This window comes from Brucella sp. TWI432 (assembly GCF_039674445.1).
Taxonomy (GTDB): domain Bacteria; phylum Pseudomonadota; class Alphaproteobacteria; order Rhizobiales; family Rhizobiaceae; genus Brucella; species Brucella chromiisoli.
In genome coordinates, this window is record NZ_JBDJNL010000017.1 from 24601 (window position 1) to 42120 (window position 17520).

Consider the following 17520-nt stretch of genomic DNA (forward strand, 5'->3'; position numbering starts at 1 on the left):
CTCACCCCGCAATCTGCCGGATCAGACTAATCGTAACTGCTGCAATCGCAGAAACGGTGATCCAGATAATGGGATAAGTCGCAACCATTCGGGTGACGTTGAGGCGAAACCCGTAGCAATTTTCGATAGCAATTTTGTCATTGAGTTTCGGCATTGTGCGCCTCGTATTGTTTTGAGATTGTTTGGGGTGTGGCGCAGCTGCAAAGTGAGATAACAGCCGGGACGGATTTAACGGGGGGCAATCTTCCGTCCTGTCGGCACTCGGTTTGAGGTGCTGACGTTAAAGGCTAGAGTATCTCTATCGCAGCTGCGCCACGCATCACGCCGCTAGCGGAGGTTTCGGGGAGAGCTTGCCGCGTGATGATTGAGAATTGTATTCAGAGACGTGAATGCGATTCCGGGTTTTCGGATAGCGGTCACGAAAAACGACCTCGACCGGATAGCCCAGCACGTCTGCAATGGCGCGTTCGGCAGGTTCGTTAGGACGGGTCCAGATGTTCTTGACCCCGGACACGGATAGTCCATAGTCCTTAGCTATACCCACAAGCGTCTTTTTATCGCGACGCAGGCGGGAAAGTATCTCGTGACGGTCCCATTTAACGGGGTCAGTCATGGGCTTCTCCTCAAGAAGCGGATGGTAGTGCGTCCGCTTTTTGTTGGTTTGTTTTGTGCAATTGTTGCCGGTCATTTCCGGCGACCAAAGTAGGGATAGCAGATTTCTGCCAATTAACAAGCAGAAAATTGCTAGTCGAAAAAAATATGGATGATTTGGGAAGCCGCATTAAGCAAGCAGCTGAAACTGTCGGCGGTTTGGACCGCCTACTACCGTTTCTGGATGACGTTAAAAGACGAACTCTGACGGACTACGTGAGCGGAAAATCCGAGCCTAGAGTGTCAACTATCCTCGCAATTTCGCGGGCTACAGGATGTAGGTTAGAGTGGCTGCTTACCGGCCTTGGAGATCAGCTAGAGCATGAAAAGGAAGAGCCTCGTAACGCCGCAATCGAATCGGGTTTGATGAGACGTTTGGCGCGAATGGCAAAGCGCCTTCATGAGGACGCTGGAATCATCATTAGAGAAGAAGATATTGCCGTCGAAGCGGCTGAACTTTACAATATTCTACGTGCGCGCGTTGACGACTTATCCGATGCCGACGAAATTGAAGCAACGCTTCCGCAACTGGAAGTGAGATTAAAAAAGCGGTTAAAAACGGCTGCCTCGGCGCCAGGCACCGGTAAACGCTCGGCTTAATATTAATACCCACGCACAAATACTCCGTAGCCATTTTCATTAATGGCACAGAGTTTTTAAAGGTCCCAATGTCGGGTAATTAGTGACTATTGATGCGAAGGCACATCAGCTCTGTACGAGCCAGCGTATTGTCCGGAACTCTTATTCTGGTCGATATAGTCTCAATTTTGTTAGGAAATATATAGCCGAACGTGGGAGCCGCTGACGCCACAAAAGTTGGCATCATCTTGGATGCGAATCCCAAAAACTCGGCGCTCCAATAAACCTTATTGGAAGTGCGGTTAGTTACTGTGAAGCCAATTTCAAGTGTTGCCATTGGCAAGGTTGGTTCAGTCGGAACCGCTCCTTCAGTGACCATGAAATTATTAAAACGAACTTCATCACTGCCGCCTTGAGTTTTAGCGAAGTCACTCAGAGGCACGCAAGAAAAATCCCATTCGATTGGCTGATTGTCCGCTGTTGGTTCCGAAGCTGTTTGATCGGCGAACCCGCTGCCCGAGCAAGCTATTAAGCCTACAAAAGAGATGAACAGACCGGTAAACGATTTCTTCATCTAATATCCCCCTCAATTTCAAGCCCAATTCTCCATTAAGCAATTTTGCAAAATTCTCAAGAATTTTTGAAATACGCCCCCTAAAGCGGTGTTTTTGGTTGCATCTTACGAACGAAGAACCAAGGCGAGTAAGTTATATTAAGTTGTTGTTTTTTAAATAAAAAATACAAAGTTGTGTCAAAAGCAAGAGTATTGCATCTTAAAATTTGATATTCGTAGCTTGCGAGGGTTCATGCGGACCGCGTTGGCAGGGAGGATAAATCCAGCCTAGTTTAATGAAATCAATTATTTGAGGAAGTTTAAAGGCAATCTGGAGGGTTTTTAGGGGTGCTTTAAGTGACCAGCAGAATTTTCTATTACGGTCTCGCGTGCGCCTTTATATTAAAGCGCTGTTTGTCAAATTGCTTGTTTCTAATACGGTGGCTAAATGCCAGATAAAGTACTGTTTTAGCGCGATATTTCGGCATTTCTCGGTTAATTTCGGCTGTTCCCGCTTACTGTCAAAGATAGTGTCAAACTACACTCATTTTTGTTAAGTGGCCTTTAAAGGACCTAAAAGGCCGCTTGAATACCCATTAAGCCGGAGCGGCTTCGAAGCATTCTTGAACGTCAGCTGGGATGAAGCCGAAGGCTTCAAGATGCCCCGTCGCATCGCTAATCAATTTGCCGCCGAAAGGACCAAGCGTACGACGCTATGCTCGGCCGCCATCTCCCCCGAACGAATGAAGCACCATTCCAGAAACGGTAAAGATCCCGCTTCGGACTCATCATTGAGATGATTTCTGCTGCCTCCTGTGTAGAACTCTATTCCATAGCCATCCCTCCATATTTGGGAAAATATGGCAACATCAACGTCTGGGGTTAAAAATCTAAACGGGGAAATCAACTTGGGGATAAATCTGATCCTGCGGTTGTAAGCAGAGTTGATCCAAGTAAAGATAACGGTTCGATAAACTCTATATTGATATTTAGTAAATCTTTTAAATTATCAGAACCTCTCAACGTAATCGTTATTTTCTGTGCAATGTCGGAGACGATGTTAATGGTACAGCTATAATCTGCATTTAATGATGTTTTAATATTATTAGAGCGCCCATTGATGATAAAATCACCTTCGCCAAAAGCATCGATAGATTGCACGCTACCATCTCCCAATATGTAGATAGAACATGGCGATATACCGTCAGCGGCGGCCATTGTCGTAAAGCCGTAAGCTTTAATTCCTGCTGTCCCTACCCGATAAGGGTAAAAGTTTGTCTTGGTTTTCGCAGATTTAGGTAAGTTACCTGTTGTCGACTCTGCAATTACAAAAGGCTGCCAGTCCTCTGGATTGACTGACGTTGTATAGATAGAAAACCTGCCTAAACCGAATTCATCGAGGCGTATGTAATCCTGCTTATCGGTTCCGTTAGGGTCAGCCACAACAGCCCCATTTGTAGCTGTTATGCTCAATGAAGCGCCGGGTGGACCAAAAACAGTGCCCGTGTTCATGGTAAGTAGGTAGGGACATGATTGACTTGATCTGGGAGGGGCGCCGTTAGTCACAGAAATCTGCAATTGATCAATGTCGCCCCAGACGATCTGTGCGTTGGTCATGCTGGACGCATATTCACCGCCTCCGGACCATAAGCTGACCTTATAGCTCGCATAACCAGTACCAAAATTCTCTAAAATAATAATATTATTCAAAGGTATTTGCACGTCCACATATTTGTCAGCCACATTTTGTGAATCAACAGTTACCGGTTTTGTGAAGTATGAGGCGGGTACGTCGTTTCCATACATATCTGTCCCTCTCCAGGAGAAGGTAACTATATCACCCGTTGCCATTTCGCTATAAAATGCGCGCATTGTGACACCATTGGATTTTATAGCTGATTGAATTCCAATTATATTATATGGATAATCCGGGAACACTGGGGCTGGATAATAATTGCAGCTAGAGTTCTTAACCAGAATTGGCACGTATGGAGAGTACGACGCATTCGTTGAATAATCTATCGCTGTATAGTATACATTGTAATTACCGTTTGGTATATTGTCTATACTGAAGTTAAAATACATTGGACCCTGTGTTGGTCCATCTAGCACTATGTATGGTGGGGATGCTATTTCTCCAAATAGCACTCTTACATTATCGCCAGTGCTTATATTATAATAAGGCTTCACTATAACCACTATATTGTCTTGCGGTAAACTTTTTATATCAATTGTGCCGTTTACACTTTGCGGTAATTCGGGAGGGAAGAGTCTCGTGTCCAGTGATATTATTTTTTCCATTGGGTTTTCCATAAATAAATTATATTGTTACATTAAAAATTAGATCAATGACGAGAAATTCGCCATCAGGGGATTCATCCAAGGAAATATAAACGCGCTTTTTTCCTGAAGATCGACTAAATATATCAATAGATACTGAAGAATCACTTTCCAGGTTAATGGCACCATTATAGTTTGGATTTAATATCTCCAAATCCATAGACATAGGATTTACATTAACCTGGGTAATTATTGTCTTTTTTCCAGGTATTATATTGTTGATATACAGAAATATAGAACAGTATGAACCGTCGACGGTCAAAGCGCCGCTTGTATAGTTTATAGCATGGAATCGCCCGGGTCCCCGTCGGTAGGTGTCATAAGACGCCAAAGCGGACACAGGCTCTTTATCCCATACCGTGTCATAGGCTGTAACTTTTAGCGGTGCATAGCTTGAATCACTGTTTCGACAGAGTTGCGCGAAACCATAGCCACGCTCATTAAGTGAGAGTGTGGTAATTTTTCTTCTAAGAGGGTCGCTTAATATATAGCCATCACCGTCCGTATATATTGTGATTGAGTGCGCCGGAATACCACGTACGGTAACAAGATCGTTGGCAAGTGTTATATTATGTATCCCATCCACGCAGGCGGCTCCTTGTGTGGATGATATAGATAAATAACTATTTGTATTATTTTTTTCTATAAAACTGTATGACATCATAATGGTTGCCTTATTTTTTTAATATATATATAATAGTGATATTTTTTTATTTAATATTATAGGTGTATTGCGTTCTTAAAATGCCATTGTATTTCGGATTACTTTGTATATTTACGAAGTGTTGTATTGGATGCAAAATATATTATTTAGTTGTTTTTTTGTAGTATCATTCGGATATTATGTTATATATATTAATATGATATTGTGATAAAAAAATTACTTCCGTTAAAAATTGAAATTTTATTTAATATTGAAAATATTTATTATATATAGTGATTGTATAAATCAACTTGGTATTGATGACAGTCGAAATTTGTCTTTTTAATTGATGCGGAGCAGTAAATTTCTACGGTAATCAAACCTTGTTCAAAATAGGGTTTGACGATTTAGACAGGCTTCTGCCAAATTGATTGGAAACCTTAAAATGCCTCAGCTATTTGTTAATTTGGTAAACATCTGTGAGCTAAAGATGTTTTGCTTCCTGTAAGCTACTGGGTTTCGTGGTGGGTTGAGCTGTTAGCCACAGGCTGAAGTAAGACGGTGTAAAACAGGTCTTCAGCAGTGCTATTGCTTTGCGCAAATTGTGACACTCAGAAAATCACGGTTGAACGTCATGTTCTATCTTCTGCCTGCTCCAGCCAGTAAAAATTGCGCGGAAAACTCTAATCATAAACGGTGCAGTTTTAAGGGAGGCAGAGCAAAATTTTGGCACTGCATGCCGTTTCCGCAGAGCATAAGTCCTGCCGCAGTGAAACGAGTATTGATAAGATTATGCTTCCAGTAAAAGGATTCAGAGCGAGTTCATATCTGATTCAATCAGATCTGAACTCGCTGCACAATTGCGTCCGAATACAACGTTTTATTGAACTTGTTGAAATTTTTCCAACAGGCCAGAAACTATATATCCGAGCATCTTAAACGGTTGGATTGTTATCAGGCCTTCTTGCGCTTACGGCCAGAGACAAAAACAACAAGACCGGCAACGAGGCCATACATTGCCCATTTGAATGGCAGCACGTCGGCCGTTTCGCTGCGGATTGGAAGAACGGTTACGGTGCCCGGACGGCTTTCGAAACCGGCTTTACCTTCGGCCTTCGCCTGTTCGATCTGCTGGGGGGAGACGACCCATTCTGCGCCGCGGGACTTGTCGTAAAACATGAAGCCACAACCGACGATAACGGCCACGACGAGTGCAAGAATAAGGCGGGGAGCTGTGTTCATTTTCATTCCTTAATATTTTCAGGCGAATGGCATCAACTTTTTGGCCGATGCGGCTATAAGCCGACGGCGTTCATAAGCAATCACGCCTGTCCCGTCTATTATTTAGAGAGGCCTTGTGGAGAACTGCCGCTTTCCCAATAGGGAACGGGTCCATAAAGGTCAGCCAGATAATCGATGAAAAGTCTCACTTTTGCCGGCAGGAATTGCTTGGAGGGGTACACAGCATGAACAGCGACATTGCGCGATGCGGCATATTCTGGCAGCACTTGCACCAGCTTACCCGTGGCAAGGTCGGGACCGATGTCCCATGTTGAACGCTGTGCGATGCCAAGGCCAGCAAGCACGGCCTCGCGCACCAATTCGCTCGAATTGGTTTGTAACGGGCCTTGCGGGCGAATGGTGATCGGTCCTTTTGGTCCTTCCAGCCGCCACGGATCATTATTATGCGGAGCGAGGCAGATATGCGCGTGTAGATCCTCAATTTTTTCGGGCATGCCACGTTCGGCAATATAGTGCGGCGAAGCCACCAATATACGCCGCACGGGTGCCAGACGACGCGCAACGAGGGTCGAATCTGACAATTCGCCAATACGAATCGCAAGATCATAGCCATCGCCGACAATATCCGCCATTTCATCAGAGAGCTGCATATTGACGGTGAGGTCTGCATTGGCACGCATGAACGGCACCAGATAGGGGGCAATATGCATGCGTCCGAATGTGGTGGGGGCCGAGATTTTCAAGGTGCCGCGCGCATTGGCCGAGCGCCGCGCCACAAAAGCTTCCGCTTCTTCGATGTTGGACAGAATGGCCAGCACACGCTCATGATAACCGTGCCCTGCTTCAGTCAATGCAATCTGGCGGGTCGTTCTTTGTAAAAGGCGCGTGCCAAGGCGCTCTTCAAGACGGCCCAGCCGTTTGGAAACAACCGCTGGTGACAGCCCGAGATCGCGTGCGGCTGCCGACATGCTTCCGGTTGCGACAACGCGTGCGAAAATCTCCATATCGGCCAGACTGCTCATCATGATAGTTTCCAATTCCTCCCGGCAGATATTCTTGTGACTCATCTAGCCGACGCGCGTGAGAGATCGCAAGGCGATTATGCCGCAGCGTAAAAACTGTTTCGCTATTTTCTGATTGGTAAAATATTATTACCACTTCATCAAGGCATAGTATAAAAAGACTGGGGAGGCGGAGTATCACATGAGCGGATTGATTATGCCAAAGCCGAGCGCTGCAGTTCTTGGCCGGCGGGAGCAGATTGTTGCCGATCTCCGGAGAATCGTGCCGGGCGAGGGGGTTGTCGATGCAACGAATGCTATGCGGGTGTTTGAGACCGATGGTCTGACCGCGCATCGTACCTTGCCGCTTGTGGTGGTTCTGCCTGAGACGGTCGAACAGGTGTCGCAGATTCTGCGCTATTGCTATGAGAATGAAATTCGCGTTGTGCCACGCGGTGCTGGCACATCGCTGTCGGGTGGTTCGATGCCGCTGGCCGATGCGGTTCTTCTGGTCATGTCGCGTTTTAACCGTATTCTGGAAATCGATTATCCCAATCGTGTGGCCGTGGTGCAGCCGGGCGTGACCAATCTTGGTATTACAAAGGCCGTTGAACATGAGGGGTATTATTATGCGCCTGATCCGTCGTCGCAGATTGCCTGTTCCATCGGCGGCAATGTCGCGGAAAATGCGGGTGGTGTGCATTGCCTGAAATATGGGCTTACGGCCAATAATCTGCTCGGCATTGAAATGGTGCTGATCACAGGTGAAGTTTTGCGACTTGGCGGCAAGCACCTCGACAGTGAGGGCTATGATCTACTGGGCCTTATGACGGGGTCGGAAGGCCTGCTGGGTGTTGTAACGGAAATCAGCGTTCGCATTCTGCAAAAGCCCGAAACGGCACGGGCCGTGATGATTGGCTTTCCCTCAAGCGAGCAGGCGGGTCAATGTGTGGCCGATATTATTGGCGCGGGCATCATCCCCGGCGGCATGGAAATGATGGATCGTCCTGCCATTCAGGCTGCGGAAGATTTTGTCCGTGTTGGCTATCCGCTGGATGTTGAGGCGTTGCTGATTGTCGAACTGGATGGTCCACCAGTCGAGGTTAATCATCTGATTGGCGCAGTCGAAAGCATTGCACTTAAAAATGGTTCGACCACGTGCACGCTTTCGCAATCAGAGGAGCAACGGCTGGCTTTCTGGGCCGGGCGCAAGGCAGCGTTCCCGGCGGTCGGGCGCATCTCGCCGGATTATCTTTGCATGGATGGAACGATCCCGCGCAAGGAATTGCCGCGTGTGCTGTCCGGTATGCGCGATCTGTCGGAAAAATATGGGCTTCGGGTCGCCAATGTTTTTCATGCGGGGGACGGTAATCTGCATCCGTTGATCCTTTATGATGCCAATGTTCCCGGTGAATTGCAGGCTGCGGAAGATTTTGGTGCGGATATTTTGCGGCTTTGCGTGAAGGTTGGTGGAGTGCTGACCGGCGAGCATGGCGTGGGCATCGAAAAGCGAGACCTGATGCCGGTTATGTTCAATGAGATTGATCTTGATCAGCAGATGCGGGTCAAATGTGCGTTTGATGCTAAGCACTTGCTCAATCCGGGCAAGGTCTTTCCGCAATTGCGCCGTTGCGCTGAACTTGGCCGTATGCATGTGCATCGCGGCGAGCTGGCTTTCCCTGATGTTCCCCGTTTCTGAGCTGTGGTTTTGATGATGAATGACATGAATATACTCAAACCACAGGATGAAAAAGGTGTCGTTGAAGCCGTGCAATGGGCTTTGACTGGGGCCAGTTCGCTTGAAATTATTGGTCGTGGCAGCAAGCGCGCTATCGGTCGGCCAATGGCAACAGCTGCGGTGCTGGATGTTTCCGGGTTAACCGGTGTCACGCTTTATGAACCCAACGAACTGGTGCTTAGCGCCAAGGCCGGAACGTCCATAGCCGAGATTGAGACGCTTTTGGCCGATAACAAGCAGTGCTTTCACTTTGAGCCGATGGATTATGGCCCCCTGCTTGGTGGCCAAGCGGGGCAGGGCACCATTGGCGGCGTGTTGGCCGCAAATCTGTCGGGTCCACGTCGGTTGAAGGCGGGAGCCGCGCGCGATCATATCTTGGGCGTGCGGGTTGTTTCAGGGCGCGGAGAGTTGTTTAAATCCGGCGGTCGCGTGGTCAAGAATGTCACCGGTTATGATTTGTCAAAGGGCATGGCCAATTCGTGGGGAACGCTCGGCGTTGCGACCGAAGTCACCTTCAAAGTGCTGCCAGCGCCTGAAACTGTGGCAACGCTTGCCGTGCGCGGGCTGGATGATGAAGCTGCAACCCGTGTGATGGCTCTGGCAATGGGATCACGCGAGGAGGTGGCATCTGCGGCCCATTTGCCGCCCACTGTCGCCAATCGGTTTCTTGATGGCAATCTCGGCTGGGAAGCTGCAACAATCTTGCGCCTTGAAGGCTTTGCACCATCGGTAAAACACCGTTGCAGCCAATTGCAGGCATTGCTGGGGCGTGGCATTACCATCGATTTGCTGGATGATAGTCCGTCGCGTCAGCTTTGGCGCGAGGTACGCGATGTGTTGCCTTTTGTGAAAGATGGCGATCAACGCGCAGTCTGGCGTGTGTCGATGGCACCGATGCAAGGCTGGAAAATGGTGGATGCGTTCCGCCGTTATGCGGGTGCGGATGCTTATTATGATTGGCAGGGCGGGCTGATCTGGTTGCGGATGGAAGCGGAAGCGGAGGCTCAGATTTTGCGGGCGCTGATTGCCAGACATGGCGGAGGGCATGCAACGCTGGTACGTGCACCGGAACTTCTGCGAACCAATATCGATGTATTCGAGCCGCAACCTGCCGCACTTGCAGCACTTTCACAGCGGCTGAAACATCAGTTTGACCCGGAGAATATTCTTAATCCGGGACGTATTTACCCAGAGCAGGCGGGAGTGTGAACCATGCAGACCCAATTCACGCCAGAGCAATTGCTCGATCCCGGTGTCAATGAGGCAGAAAAAATCCTGCGTAAATGCGTCCATTGCGGGTTCTGTACAGCGACGTGTCCGACTTATGTGACGTTAGGCAATGAACTCGATAGTCCGCGCGGGCGCATCTATCTGATCAAAGATATGCTGGAGAATAATCGTCCGGCTGACGAAGAAGTCGTGCGCCATGTTGACCGCTGCCTTTCCTGCTTGTCCTGCATGACAACCTGTCCCTCAGGCGTCAATTATATGCATCTGATTGATCACGCGCGTGCGCATATCGAAAAGACCTATCAGCGGCCATTTATGAATCGCCTTCTGCGTGGCATTCTTGCGCAGATTTTGCCTTATCCGGCGCGTTTTCGTGCGGCTTTGCAGCTTGCAAGGCTGGGGCGTCCCTTTGCCTCGCTGTTTGGCAAAAGCGATACGTTAAAGCCCATCGCTGCCATGCTGGAACTCGCCCCCAGACGTTTGCCTGCAAAGCGCAAAATTGAAACGATGAGTGCTGCAAAGGGGGAAAAGCGGGGCCGGGTTGCAATCCTCAATGGCTGCGCGCAGCCAGTCCTCAACCCCGGCATACATGCGGCGACCCTGCGTTTGCTTAACCGGCTTGGTATTGAAGTCATCACACCAAAAGGTGAAGGATGCTGTGGTTCGCTTGTGCATCATATGGGACGTGAGGAACAGGCCCTTGATCAGGCACGGCACAATGTCGATGTCTGGACGCGTGAAATTGATGCCGGTGGCCTTGATGCCATCATTGTCACCACATCAGGTTGCGGCACAACCATCAAGGATTATGGCTATATGCTGCGGCTTGATCCTGCCTATAAGGACAGGGCGGCAAAGGTTTCTGCACTGGCAAAAGACGTAACCGAATATCTGGCGTCAATCGAAATGCCAATACCGTCAAAATCTGCGAATTTGAACGTTGCCTATCATTCGGCCTGCTCAATGCAGCACGGTCAAAAGGTGGTGCGTCAGCCAAAAGATCTGCTGTTAAAGGCAGGGTTCACGGTGCGCGAGCCTTTGGAGGGGCATCTTTGCTGTGGTTCGGCAGGCACTTACAATATCATGCAGCCGGAAATTGCGACAAAGCTTCGCGACCGCAAGGTCAAAAATATCGAGGCCACTGGTGCCGATTTGATTGCCACAGGAAATATTGGCTGCATGACGCAGATCGCCACCGGCAGCCAGTTGCCGATTGTGCATACAATAGAGTTGCTTGATTGGGCCTATGGTGGACCAAAGCCCGCCGCACTTTCAGCTGCCGGATTTCACTGAGCTGATATAATGCAGCGGGAAGCCTTTAAACCCCTTGGTTTCTTTCAGAACGAAGGTCGTCTGCATTTCCTTGATGCGGGGCAGGCGGCGTAGCGTTGACATGGCAAAATCGGCATAGGTGTCGAGATCATGTGACACAACCTGTAGCAGAAAATCGGCGTCGCCGGCGATACTGTAACAGGCGATGACTTCATTAATCCCCATCAGCTCGGCAGCAAACTGTTCGGCTTCCGCTTCGCTGTGGCTGTCTATCTTGATGCGTACAAAAGCCATCACGCCAAGGCCGATGGACTTGCGGTCAAGCGTTGCACGATAACCAGCAATCACGCCATCCTCTTCCAGCTTGCGCACTTTTCGCCAGCTCGGAGAGGTGGACATGCCAATCTTATCGGCCAGAGCCTGATTGGTCAGGCGTCCATCCTCCTGCAATGCATCCAGAATCCTGACATCGGAAGGGTCGAGCACGGTCATAATAATCTACCTAAATTTTACGTTTTTCTGACAGTATCTACCATATTCTTTAATCCATGAGCATAGATAGACAGGATTGCCCTGTGGATGCGGTGTATTTCTCTTTGAGAAATATCTGCCACAGGGGTTCTCATGCAAGAAGATTTACGCATCGCAATCATTATCAACCCGGAACTGCCATTGGGCCTGCTGGCCAATACGGTTGGCGCTGTCTCTATTGGCCTTGGTGCCAGGTTACCGTTTATCGCAGCCCGACAACTGATCGATAAGACAGGCATCGCTATTGATATCAGTTCAGATCGGCCTGTTCCGATTCTTCAGGCTGATACAGACACAATTCGAGCCATTTTGTTGAAGGCGGCAACTAATGAACAACGGCAGGCTGTGGTTGCTTTTCCAGCCTTTGCCCGTCCGCTGCATGTCTATGCTGACTATGAAGCCGCTTTGCCGCAAAAGGAGCTTGCGACAGAAATCATTGACGGCCTGGGGCTTGCAGGTCCTGCAAAGTGGGTGCGCTCACTTACCGGCAGTCTGAAGCTTCTGCGCTAGAGTATTTCTAGCAAAAGTGCGAAGCGGTGTTGCGTGGGATAGTGCGTGAAAGCAAACAAATATAACATTACCAATGATTTAATCAAAACTGGAAATATTCTAGACGAGAATCTTTGATAGCCAGAGAACACAAGCAAGGATCGGCGTCTGTGTTTATAACCGGATGACTGAACTTGGTCGGCACAATCCCAGCGCACCGCATGAAATAGGTCGTAAATAGAATCATATCGCCCTAGTCGGATCCATGCAACGCGGTTGGTCGCGCAGATGATCGCCGAACGTTAACCTTCCATCTTCAGGACGCCGCCGCCGTGCGAGTGTTCGAAAACCGGACGCCCCAACGTCGGGCGCGCCCTGTCTTGTCAGACGAACCTAAAAATTAATCAAACTCTTTCAATCAGTTGACAGAATTTCTCTGGCTGCGCCGCTGCGTGGAAGGGAACTTGCTTCTCTTGCTACATGGGACAGATGGTCCGGTATCGCGGGGAGGAGCCCGCCGCGTGCCGCGACCGCAAAGCCCGGCGCGAAGAACGCGCCGAACGGGCCGCAAGGTCGGCCTGACAGGAACGGGAGGAGAAATGCGCGATGGCGTTGCAAATCAACATCGATAATGGCGGCACACTGACCGACGTGTGCATCATGTCGGATGGCGGTGTAAAGAAAACCAAGGTTCTGACCACCCCTTACGATCTTTCAAAGTGCTTCTTCGAAGGGCTGCAAAAGGCATCCGAAGTGGTTTATGGCGCGGCGGATGTAAAGAGGCTTCTCGAAGAGGTCGATCTCATCCGCTATTCCACAACGCAAGGCACCAACGCCATTTGCGAGCGTAAGGGGCCGAAGCTGGGTCTTATTCTCGACAGCGGTTCGACGATGCTTCCTGCGGCGTTGAAGGCGCACGATCCCGAGGTGTTCGAGGCGCTGGTGGGCGACCGCGTCAGCTTTATCGATCTTGCCAAGCTTGATGCGCCGGAAGCGGAGGTGGAGGTCGTCAAGGTCATCAACCAGCTCGCGGCGAGGGGCGCGAACCGCCTGGTTATCGCACTTGGTGGTGCGGGTTTCCTTGAGGCTGAAGAGCGGGTGAAGAAGATCGTGCTGCGTAAATATCCGCGCCATCTTCTGGGGGCCGTTCCGGTTCTCTATACGTCGGATCTTACCTCCGACCGCAATCCGGGGCGCCGCGCCTGGTCGGCGCTTATCAATTCCTTTCTGCATCCTTCGATGGAAGCCTTCCTCTACAACGCCGAAAACCGGTTGCGGGAGTTTCGCACCAAGAATCCGCTGCTGATCTTCCGTAATGACGGCGATGCCTCGCGCGTGGCGAAGACGGTGGCGATCAAGACCTATTCGTCGGGTCCACGTGGCGGCATGGAGGGCGTTAAGGCTTTTTCCGCGCTCTACGGTTTCCGTGATGCTGTGTCTATTGATGTTGGCGGGACCACAACCGACATTGGCCAGTGCACGGACGGCAAGGTTGCCGAAATCCGGCGTGGTCACGTCGAGGGTATCAGTGTTTCCTTCCCGCTTTGCGAGATTATGAGCGCGGGCGCGGGCGGCAGTTCTATCTTCAAGGTCAAGGACGGCAAGATCGCCATCGGTCCTGAAAGCGTTGGCGCCCTGCCGGGGCCAGCCTGTTTTGGACGCGGCGGCAAAGAGGCGACGATCACCGATGCGAGCCTGCTGGCTGGCCTGTTCGATCCGACTTCCTATTTCGGTGGCGGCATGGGGCTGGATCTCGCCCGCGCCGAAGCGGCCGTTCTCAGCAATATCGCCGAGCCGCTGGGTGTCGATCTTGATACGGCGATCCTTGCCATGTCGGATGCCTTTGAGGCGAAGATTGCCGAGGAACTGCACCGCTTCACGCGGATCGGACCGGACACTGTGATGCTCGCCTTTGGTGGTGCTGGACCGCTCAATGCCTGCGGTGTGGCCGAGAAGGCAGGCATCCGACGGGTCGCCGTGCCAGCCATGGCGGCGGTGTTTTCCGCGTATGGTATAGGCTCCTGCGATGTTTCGCAGGGCTATGCGGCAACGCTTGAGGATCGCTCGACGGCAGGGCTCGCCACAGCCCTCGACGCGCTGAAGCGCAAGGCCGCCCGCGACATGTTCGCCGAAGGCTTCGAGGAGGGCAGCTATGTGGTCTCGGCCCGTCTCGTCACCGAGACGCCGGAGGGCGAGAGGGTCTTCCCGCTGGGCGACAAGCCCGAGTTCCCAGCCGCGCTAGCAAGCGCTTCAACGGTCGAACTGGAACTGACTGCGGTGAAAAGCCTGCGTCAGGACGAGACGCGCCACGTCGACTTCCCGCGTAAGGCCGAGGCGAAAGCCGATGGCCAGCGCAAGGTTCTGGTGGCTGGCAAGGGCCGCATTGAGTTGCCGGTCTATCGCCTCGCTTCGATGGCGCCGGGCGATTATGCCGCCGGTCCCGCCATTCTTGAGGAGGATTATTTTACCGCCCGCGTGCCAGCGGGTTGGGGCCTCGTCGTTTCGGAGGCGGGCGACATCATTTTGGAACGGGAGGACTGAGCATATGAAAATTCCGATGACCGAATATCTTCGCATCGACCTTGAGACGGAGAAATGGGAATGCCGGGTCTGCGATCACGAGATCGCCCCCGCTGAGGGCAACTACAAGGAAGGGCTATTGGTTCATAACCGCGATCCGCGCGAGATCCATCCGCCAATCATCGACCCGGATCGCTACCGTTTCACCTTCAGCCCGGACCCGGAATGGGTACGCATCCTTGAATTCTGCTGCCCGAACTGCGGCACGCAGGTGGAAACGGAATACGCTATTCCCGGCCATCCGCCGTTGCACGACATGCAGGTCGATGTGCCTGCGCTGAAGGCCCAATGGGCGAAGCGCGGCCCGGACATGCTGCCGGACGCCGGCCCCGCCGTCGTTCCCGGACGCGGCCACGGCCACTGATGTCAGCGCCCCGCACAATGGGGTGCGGGGGGCCGGAATATTTTAAAGGGCGCGCTTGCCGGGGAGGGCAGCGCGATCCCCTTGAGAAAGATAGGGAGCGAGAATGAAACGCGTATCCGTTGATATCGGCGGCACCTTCACCGACTGCTTTGTCGTCTGGGGCCAGCAATATATCGAGACCAAGGCGCTGACCACGCATCACAATCTGGCCATGGGTTTCAACGAGGCTCTCGGCAAGGCCTGCTCGGTGCTGGGGCTGGAACTGGAGCAGATCCTGCAATCAGTGGATAGCGTGCGCTATGCCACCACGCTCGGCACCAACGCGCTGATCGAGCACAAAGGGCCGAAGATCGGCATGCTGGTGACAGCGGGTTACGAGGCAACTGTGCCGCTCAGCCGCGCCCGTGGCTATGGTGAAGGTCTCGACAATCTCGGCCAGCAGGACATGCCAAACGCCCAGCGTCCCGATCCGCTGGTCGAGCCGCATATGATCCGAGGTATCCGTGAGCGGCTTGATTTCCAGGGCGAGCTTGTCATGCCGCTGGATGAGGAAGACGTGCGCCGCCAACTCCGTGAGCTGGTGGATCGTGGCGCGCAGATCATCGTCGTCGCGCTGGTCAATGCCGTGGTGAACCCGGAGCACGAGCAGCGCATCGAGGAGATTGTGCTTGAGGAATATCCCTCACATCTGCTTGGCGCCATTCCGGTGATCCTGTCGCATCAGGTGGCTGGGCGAAAGGGCGAATATGTGCGCGCCACCTCTGCCATCGTCGACGGCTATCTGCATTCGACCATGTACCACGCGCTTTCGGCGCTGGAGCAGAACCTGCGCACACACAAATACGAAAGGCCGATGCTGGTCATCCACAATTCCGGCGGCATGGCCCAGCTCAACTCCACCGATGCGCTCCAGACCATCCACTCCGGCCCAGTCTCGGGCATCGGTGCGTCCGAGCATATTGCCCTGCAGGCAAGCCTTGGCAATGTCATTGCCACCGATATGGGCGGTACGTCCTACGACATCGGCATTGTCGTCGAAGGCGGGGTGAAACACTACGACTTCAATCCGGTCATCGACCGGTGGCTGGTGTCGGTGCCGATGGTCCATCTCGTCACGCTCGGTGCTGGCGGTGGTTCCATCGCTTCTTACGATCGCATGTATAAGACGGTAAAATGCGGCCCGGAAAGCGCCGGCTCTGATCCAGGCCCCGCCTGCTATGACCGTGGCGGTCTGCGTCCGACCGTGACCGATGCCGACCTTCTGCTCGGCTATCTTGATGCAGCCAATTATGCCGGTGGCTCGATCCCGCTCAATCCGCGCCGCGCCAAGGCGGCCATCGAGGATACGCTGTGCGATGAACTTGATTGTTCGGTCATTGAGGCAGCGAAGCTGATCCGCGAGAAGGTGGACGACAACATGGCAAACGGCCTCTTCACTGAGCTGCGAGCCAGGGGGTACGACCCTAAGGACTTCACCATGCTGGCCTATGGTGGCAACGGGCCGCTGCATTGCTGCGGTATCGCGCAGAACCTCAATATCGACAATATTCTGGCGCCGCCGCTCTCGTCGGTGTTCTCAGCGGTTGGCGCTGGCAATATGCACCAGCTCCATATCCATGAACAGTCGCTCTACATGGTGCTCTACGACAGCAACACGCGCCACATCTTCGACGATTATGATCGTTTCAATGCCATAGTCGCTGAGTTGAAGGAAAAGGGCCGTCAGGACCTGCTGCGTCAGGGGGTGCCGCTGGAAGACATCCGTCATGATTTGGAACTGGACATGCGCTACGGCAACCAGCTGGTGCAGACCACGGCGGTTATTCCCAAACATGAGGTGTTCGGGCCGGGTGATGTCCTGTCTATCATCTCGCAGTTTTCGGCCGACTACGGCAAGCGTTTCGGCGAAGGCTCGCAGGCACCGGAAGCGGGCATCCGCATCAATACGATCCGCGTCGCTACCTATGCCCGCCATGAGACGGTCCAGTTCGAGGACATCAAGCCCGTTCCGAAGCCCGAGCGCAAAGCGCCACCTGCGCCCTCAAGTCATCGCACTTGTCATTTTGTCGGTCATGACGGGCCATTCGAAACACCGGTCTGGGCGCGCAAGGATCTGGAACCCGGCATCGAAATCGCTGGTCCGGCGATTGTCGCCTCGGAGGTCACGACTTTCCTCGTCAATCCCGGATGGACCTATGTGACGGCGAAGCAAGGGGCTTCTTGGTTTCTGCGCAACGAAAGCGCCGTCACCCGCCACTGAAAGGCCAGCCCGGCGCAGGAGGAGCGCCGGGCCTAACGCCCAACCCG

16 protein-coding genes are annotated in these 17520 nt (G+C 52.1%); 8 read left to right on the forward strand and 8 right to left on the reverse strand.

Features of this window, described 5'->3' with window-relative positions:
- Position 1 precedes the first annotated feature (1 nt).
- Together ABE527_RS17520 and ABE527_RS17525 are read right to left on the reverse strand one after the other, a co-directional pair.
- The gene (locus tag ABE527_RS17520; protein WP_499697721.1) at positions 2 to 154 is read right to left on the reverse strand and encodes a hypothetical protein; all 153 of its coding nucleotides are present in this window, start codon (positions 152 to 154) and stop codon (positions 2 to 4) included.
- Positions 155 to 319: 165 nt separating this feature from the next.
- Complete coding sequence (locus ABE527_RS17525) at positions 320 to 613, reverse strand: helix-turn-helix domain-containing protein (RefSeq protein WP_499697722.1); 294 nt, start codon at positions 611 to 613, stop codon at positions 320 to 322.
- Between the two features lie 146 nt (positions 614 to 759).
- Between ABE527_RS17525 and ABE527_RS17530 the strand changes: the two genes are divergently transcribed.
- Positions 760 to 1251: a helix-turn-helix domain-containing protein gene (locus ABE527_RS17530; protein WP_499697723.1), complete on the forward strand. Its 492-nt coding sequence runs from the start codon at positions 760 to 762 to the stop codon at positions 1249 to 1251.
- Positions 1252 to 1330: 79 nt separating this feature from the next.
- On the opposite strand, the gene ABE527_RS17535 is transcribed toward ABE527_RS17530, so the two are convergent.
- The 5 genes from ABE527_RS17535 to ABE527_RS17555 form a co-directional block, all read right to left on the reverse strand.
- Positions 1331 to 1804 carry a hypothetical protein gene (locus tag ABE527_RS17535; protein ID WP_499697724.1) on the reverse strand — a complete coding sequence of 158 codons (474 nt, stop codon included), beginning with the start codon at positions 1802 to 1804 and terminating at the stop codon, positions 1331 to 1333.
- 882 nt (positions 1805 to 2686) lie between these two features.
- Entirely contained in the window at positions 2687 to 4084 is a 1398-nt protein-coding gene (locus ABE527_RS17540; protein WP_499697725.1) for a hypothetical protein, read from the reverse strand.
- Positions 4085 to 4103: 19 nt separating this feature from the next.
- The gene (locus ABE527_RS17545) at positions 4104 to 4787 is read right to left on the reverse strand and encodes a hypothetical protein (RefSeq protein WP_499697726.1); all 684 of its coding nucleotides are present in this window, start codon (positions 4785 to 4787) and stop codon (positions 4104 to 4106) included.
- A 933-nt stretch (positions 4788 to 5720) separates the two neighbouring features.
- Positions 5721 to 6008, reverse strand: coding sequence for a hypothetical protein (locus ABE527_RS17550; RefSeq protein ID WP_499697727.1), 288 nt, complete (start codon positions 6006 to 6008; stop codon positions 5721 to 5723).
- Positions 6009 to 6106: 98 nt separating this feature from the next.
- Positions 6107 to 7033 carry a LysR family transcriptional regulator gene (locus ABE527_RS17555; RefSeq protein ID WP_499694918.1) on the reverse strand — a complete coding sequence of 309 codons (927 nt, stop codon included), beginning with the start codon at positions 7031 to 7033 and terminating at the stop codon, positions 6107 to 6109.
- 178 nt (positions 7034 to 7211) lie between these two features.
- Here ABE527_RS17555 and ABE527_RS17560 point away from each other — a divergent pair, with 178 nt between their 5' ends.
- From ABE527_RS17560 to glcF, 3 genes are read left to right on the forward strand one after another with little or no spacing between them, the layout of a single operon-like run.
- Positions 7212 to 8708 carry an FAD-linked oxidase C-terminal domain-containing protein gene (locus tag ABE527_RS17560; RefSeq protein WP_499694919.1) on the forward strand — a complete coding sequence of 499 codons (1497 nt, stop codon included), beginning with the start codon at positions 7212 to 7214 and terminating at the stop codon, positions 8706 to 8708.
- A 15-nt stretch (positions 8709 to 8723) separates the two neighbouring features.
- On the forward strand, positions 8724 to 9956 hold the full coding sequence (gene glcE / locus ABE527_RS17565; RefSeq protein ID WP_499697751.1) for a glycolate oxidase subunit GlcE: 1233 nt from the start codon (positions 8724 to 8726) through the stop codon (positions 9954 to 9956).
- 3 nt (positions 9957 to 9959) lie between these two features.
- Positions 9960 to 11270, forward strand: coding sequence for a glycolate oxidase subunit GlcF (glcF, locus tag ABE527_RS17570; protein WP_499697728.1), 1311 nt, complete (start codon positions 9960 to 9962; stop codon positions 11268 to 11270).
- Here glcF and ABE527_RS17575 read toward each other — a convergent pair.
- Positions 11250 to 11741, reverse strand: coding sequence for an Lrp/AsnC family transcriptional regulator (locus ABE527_RS17575; RefSeq protein ID WP_499694921.1), 492 nt, complete (start codon positions 11739 to 11741; stop codon positions 11250 to 11252). The two genes, glcF and ABE527_RS17575, sit on opposite strands and share 21 nt — an antisense overlap.
- Positions 11742 to 11873: 132 nt before the next feature.
- Here ABE527_RS17575 and ABE527_RS17580 point away from each other — a divergent pair, with 132 nt between their 5' ends.
- The 4 genes from ABE527_RS17580 (at position 11874) to ABE527_RS17595 (ending at position 17473) form a co-directional block, all read left to right on the forward strand.
- Positions 11874 to 12290, forward strand: coding sequence for a DUF2000 domain-containing protein (locus ABE527_RS17580; protein WP_499697729.1), 417 nt, complete (start codon positions 11874 to 11876; stop codon positions 12288 to 12290).
- A 585-nt stretch (positions 12291 to 12875) separates the two neighbouring features.
- Positions 12876 to 14810: a hydantoinase/oxoprolinase family protein gene (locus tag ABE527_RS17585; protein WP_499697730.1), complete on the forward strand. Its 1935-nt coding sequence runs from the start codon at positions 12876 to 12878 to the stop codon at positions 14808 to 14810.
- Positions 14811 to 14814: 4 nt separating this feature from the next.
- Positions 14815 to 15213, forward strand: a complete 399-nt coding sequence (locus tag ABE527_RS17590; protein ID WP_147179462.1) for an acetone carboxylase subunit gamma — start codon at positions 14815 to 14817, stop codon at positions 15211 to 15213.
- 103 nt (positions 15214 to 15316) lie between these two features.
- Complete coding sequence (locus ABE527_RS17595; RefSeq protein WP_499697731.1) at positions 15317 to 17473, forward strand: hydantoinase/oxoprolinase family protein; 2157 nt, start codon at positions 15317 to 15319, stop codon at positions 17471 to 17473.
- Positions 17474 to 17520 lie beyond the last annotated feature (47 nt).

Excerpts from the sequence above, each read along its gene's own strand:
- ABE527_RS17520 (WP_499697721.1), bottom strand. The coding sequence starts at position 154 with ATGCCGAAACTCAATGACAAAATTGCTATCGAAAATTGCTACGGGTTT.
- ABE527_RS17525 (WP_499697722.1), bottom strand. The coding sequence starts at position 613 with ATGACTGACCCCGTTAAATGGGACCGTCACGAGATACTTTCCCGCCTG.
- ABE527_RS17530 (WP_499697723.1), top strand. The coding sequence starts at position 760 with ATGGATGATTTGGGAAGCCGCATTAAGCAAGCAGCTGAAACTGTCGGC.
- ABE527_RS17535 (WP_499697724.1), bottom strand. The coding sequence starts at position 1,804 with ATGAAGAAATCGTTTACCGGTCTGTTCATCTCTTTTGTAGGCTTAATA.
- ABE527_RS17540 (WP_499697725.1), bottom strand. The coding sequence starts at position 4,084 with ATGGAAAAAATAATATCACTGGACACGAGACTCTTCCCTCCCGAATTA.
- ABE527_RS17545 (WP_499697726.1), bottom strand. The coding sequence starts at position 4,787 with ATGATGTCATACAGTTTTATAGAAAAAAATAATACAAATAGTTATTTA.
- ABE527_RS17550 (WP_499697727.1), bottom strand. The coding sequence starts at position 6,008 with ATGAACACAGCTCCCCGCCTTATTCTTGCACTCGTCGTGGCCGTTATC.
- ABE527_RS17555 (WP_499694918.1), bottom strand. The coding sequence starts at position 7,033 with ATGATGAGCAGTCTGGCCGATATGGAGATTTTCGCACGCGTTGTCGCA.
- ABE527_RS17560 (WP_499694919.1), top strand. The coding sequence starts at position 7,212 with ATGAGCGGATTGATTATGCCAAAGCCGAGCGCTGCAGTTCTTGGCCGG.
- glcE (WP_499697751.1), top strand. The coding sequence starts at position 8,724 with ATGAATGACATGAATATACTCAAACCACAGGATGAAAAAGGTGTCGTT.
- glcF (WP_499697728.1), top strand. The coding sequence starts at position 9,960 with ATGCAGACCCAATTCACGCCAGAGCAATTGCTCGATCCCGGTGTCAAT.
- ABE527_RS17575 (WP_499694921.1), bottom strand. The coding sequence starts at position 11,741 with ATGACCGTGCTCGACCCTTCCGATGTCAGGATTCTGGATGCATTGCAG.
- ABE527_RS17580 (WP_499697729.1), top strand. The coding sequence starts at position 11,874 with ATGCAAGAAGATTTACGCATCGCAATCATTATCAACCCGGAACTGCCA.
- ABE527_RS17585 (WP_499697730.1), top strand. The coding sequence starts at position 12,876 with ATGGCGTTGCAAATCAACATCGATAATGGCGGCACACTGACCGACGTG.
- ABE527_RS17590 (WP_147179462.1), top strand. The coding sequence starts at position 14,815 with ATGAAAATTCCGATGACCGAATATCTTCGCATCGACCTTGAGACGGAG.
- ABE527_RS17595 (WP_499697731.1), top strand. The coding sequence starts at position 15,317 with ATGAAACGCGTATCCGTTGATATCGGCGGCACCTTCACCGACTGCTTT.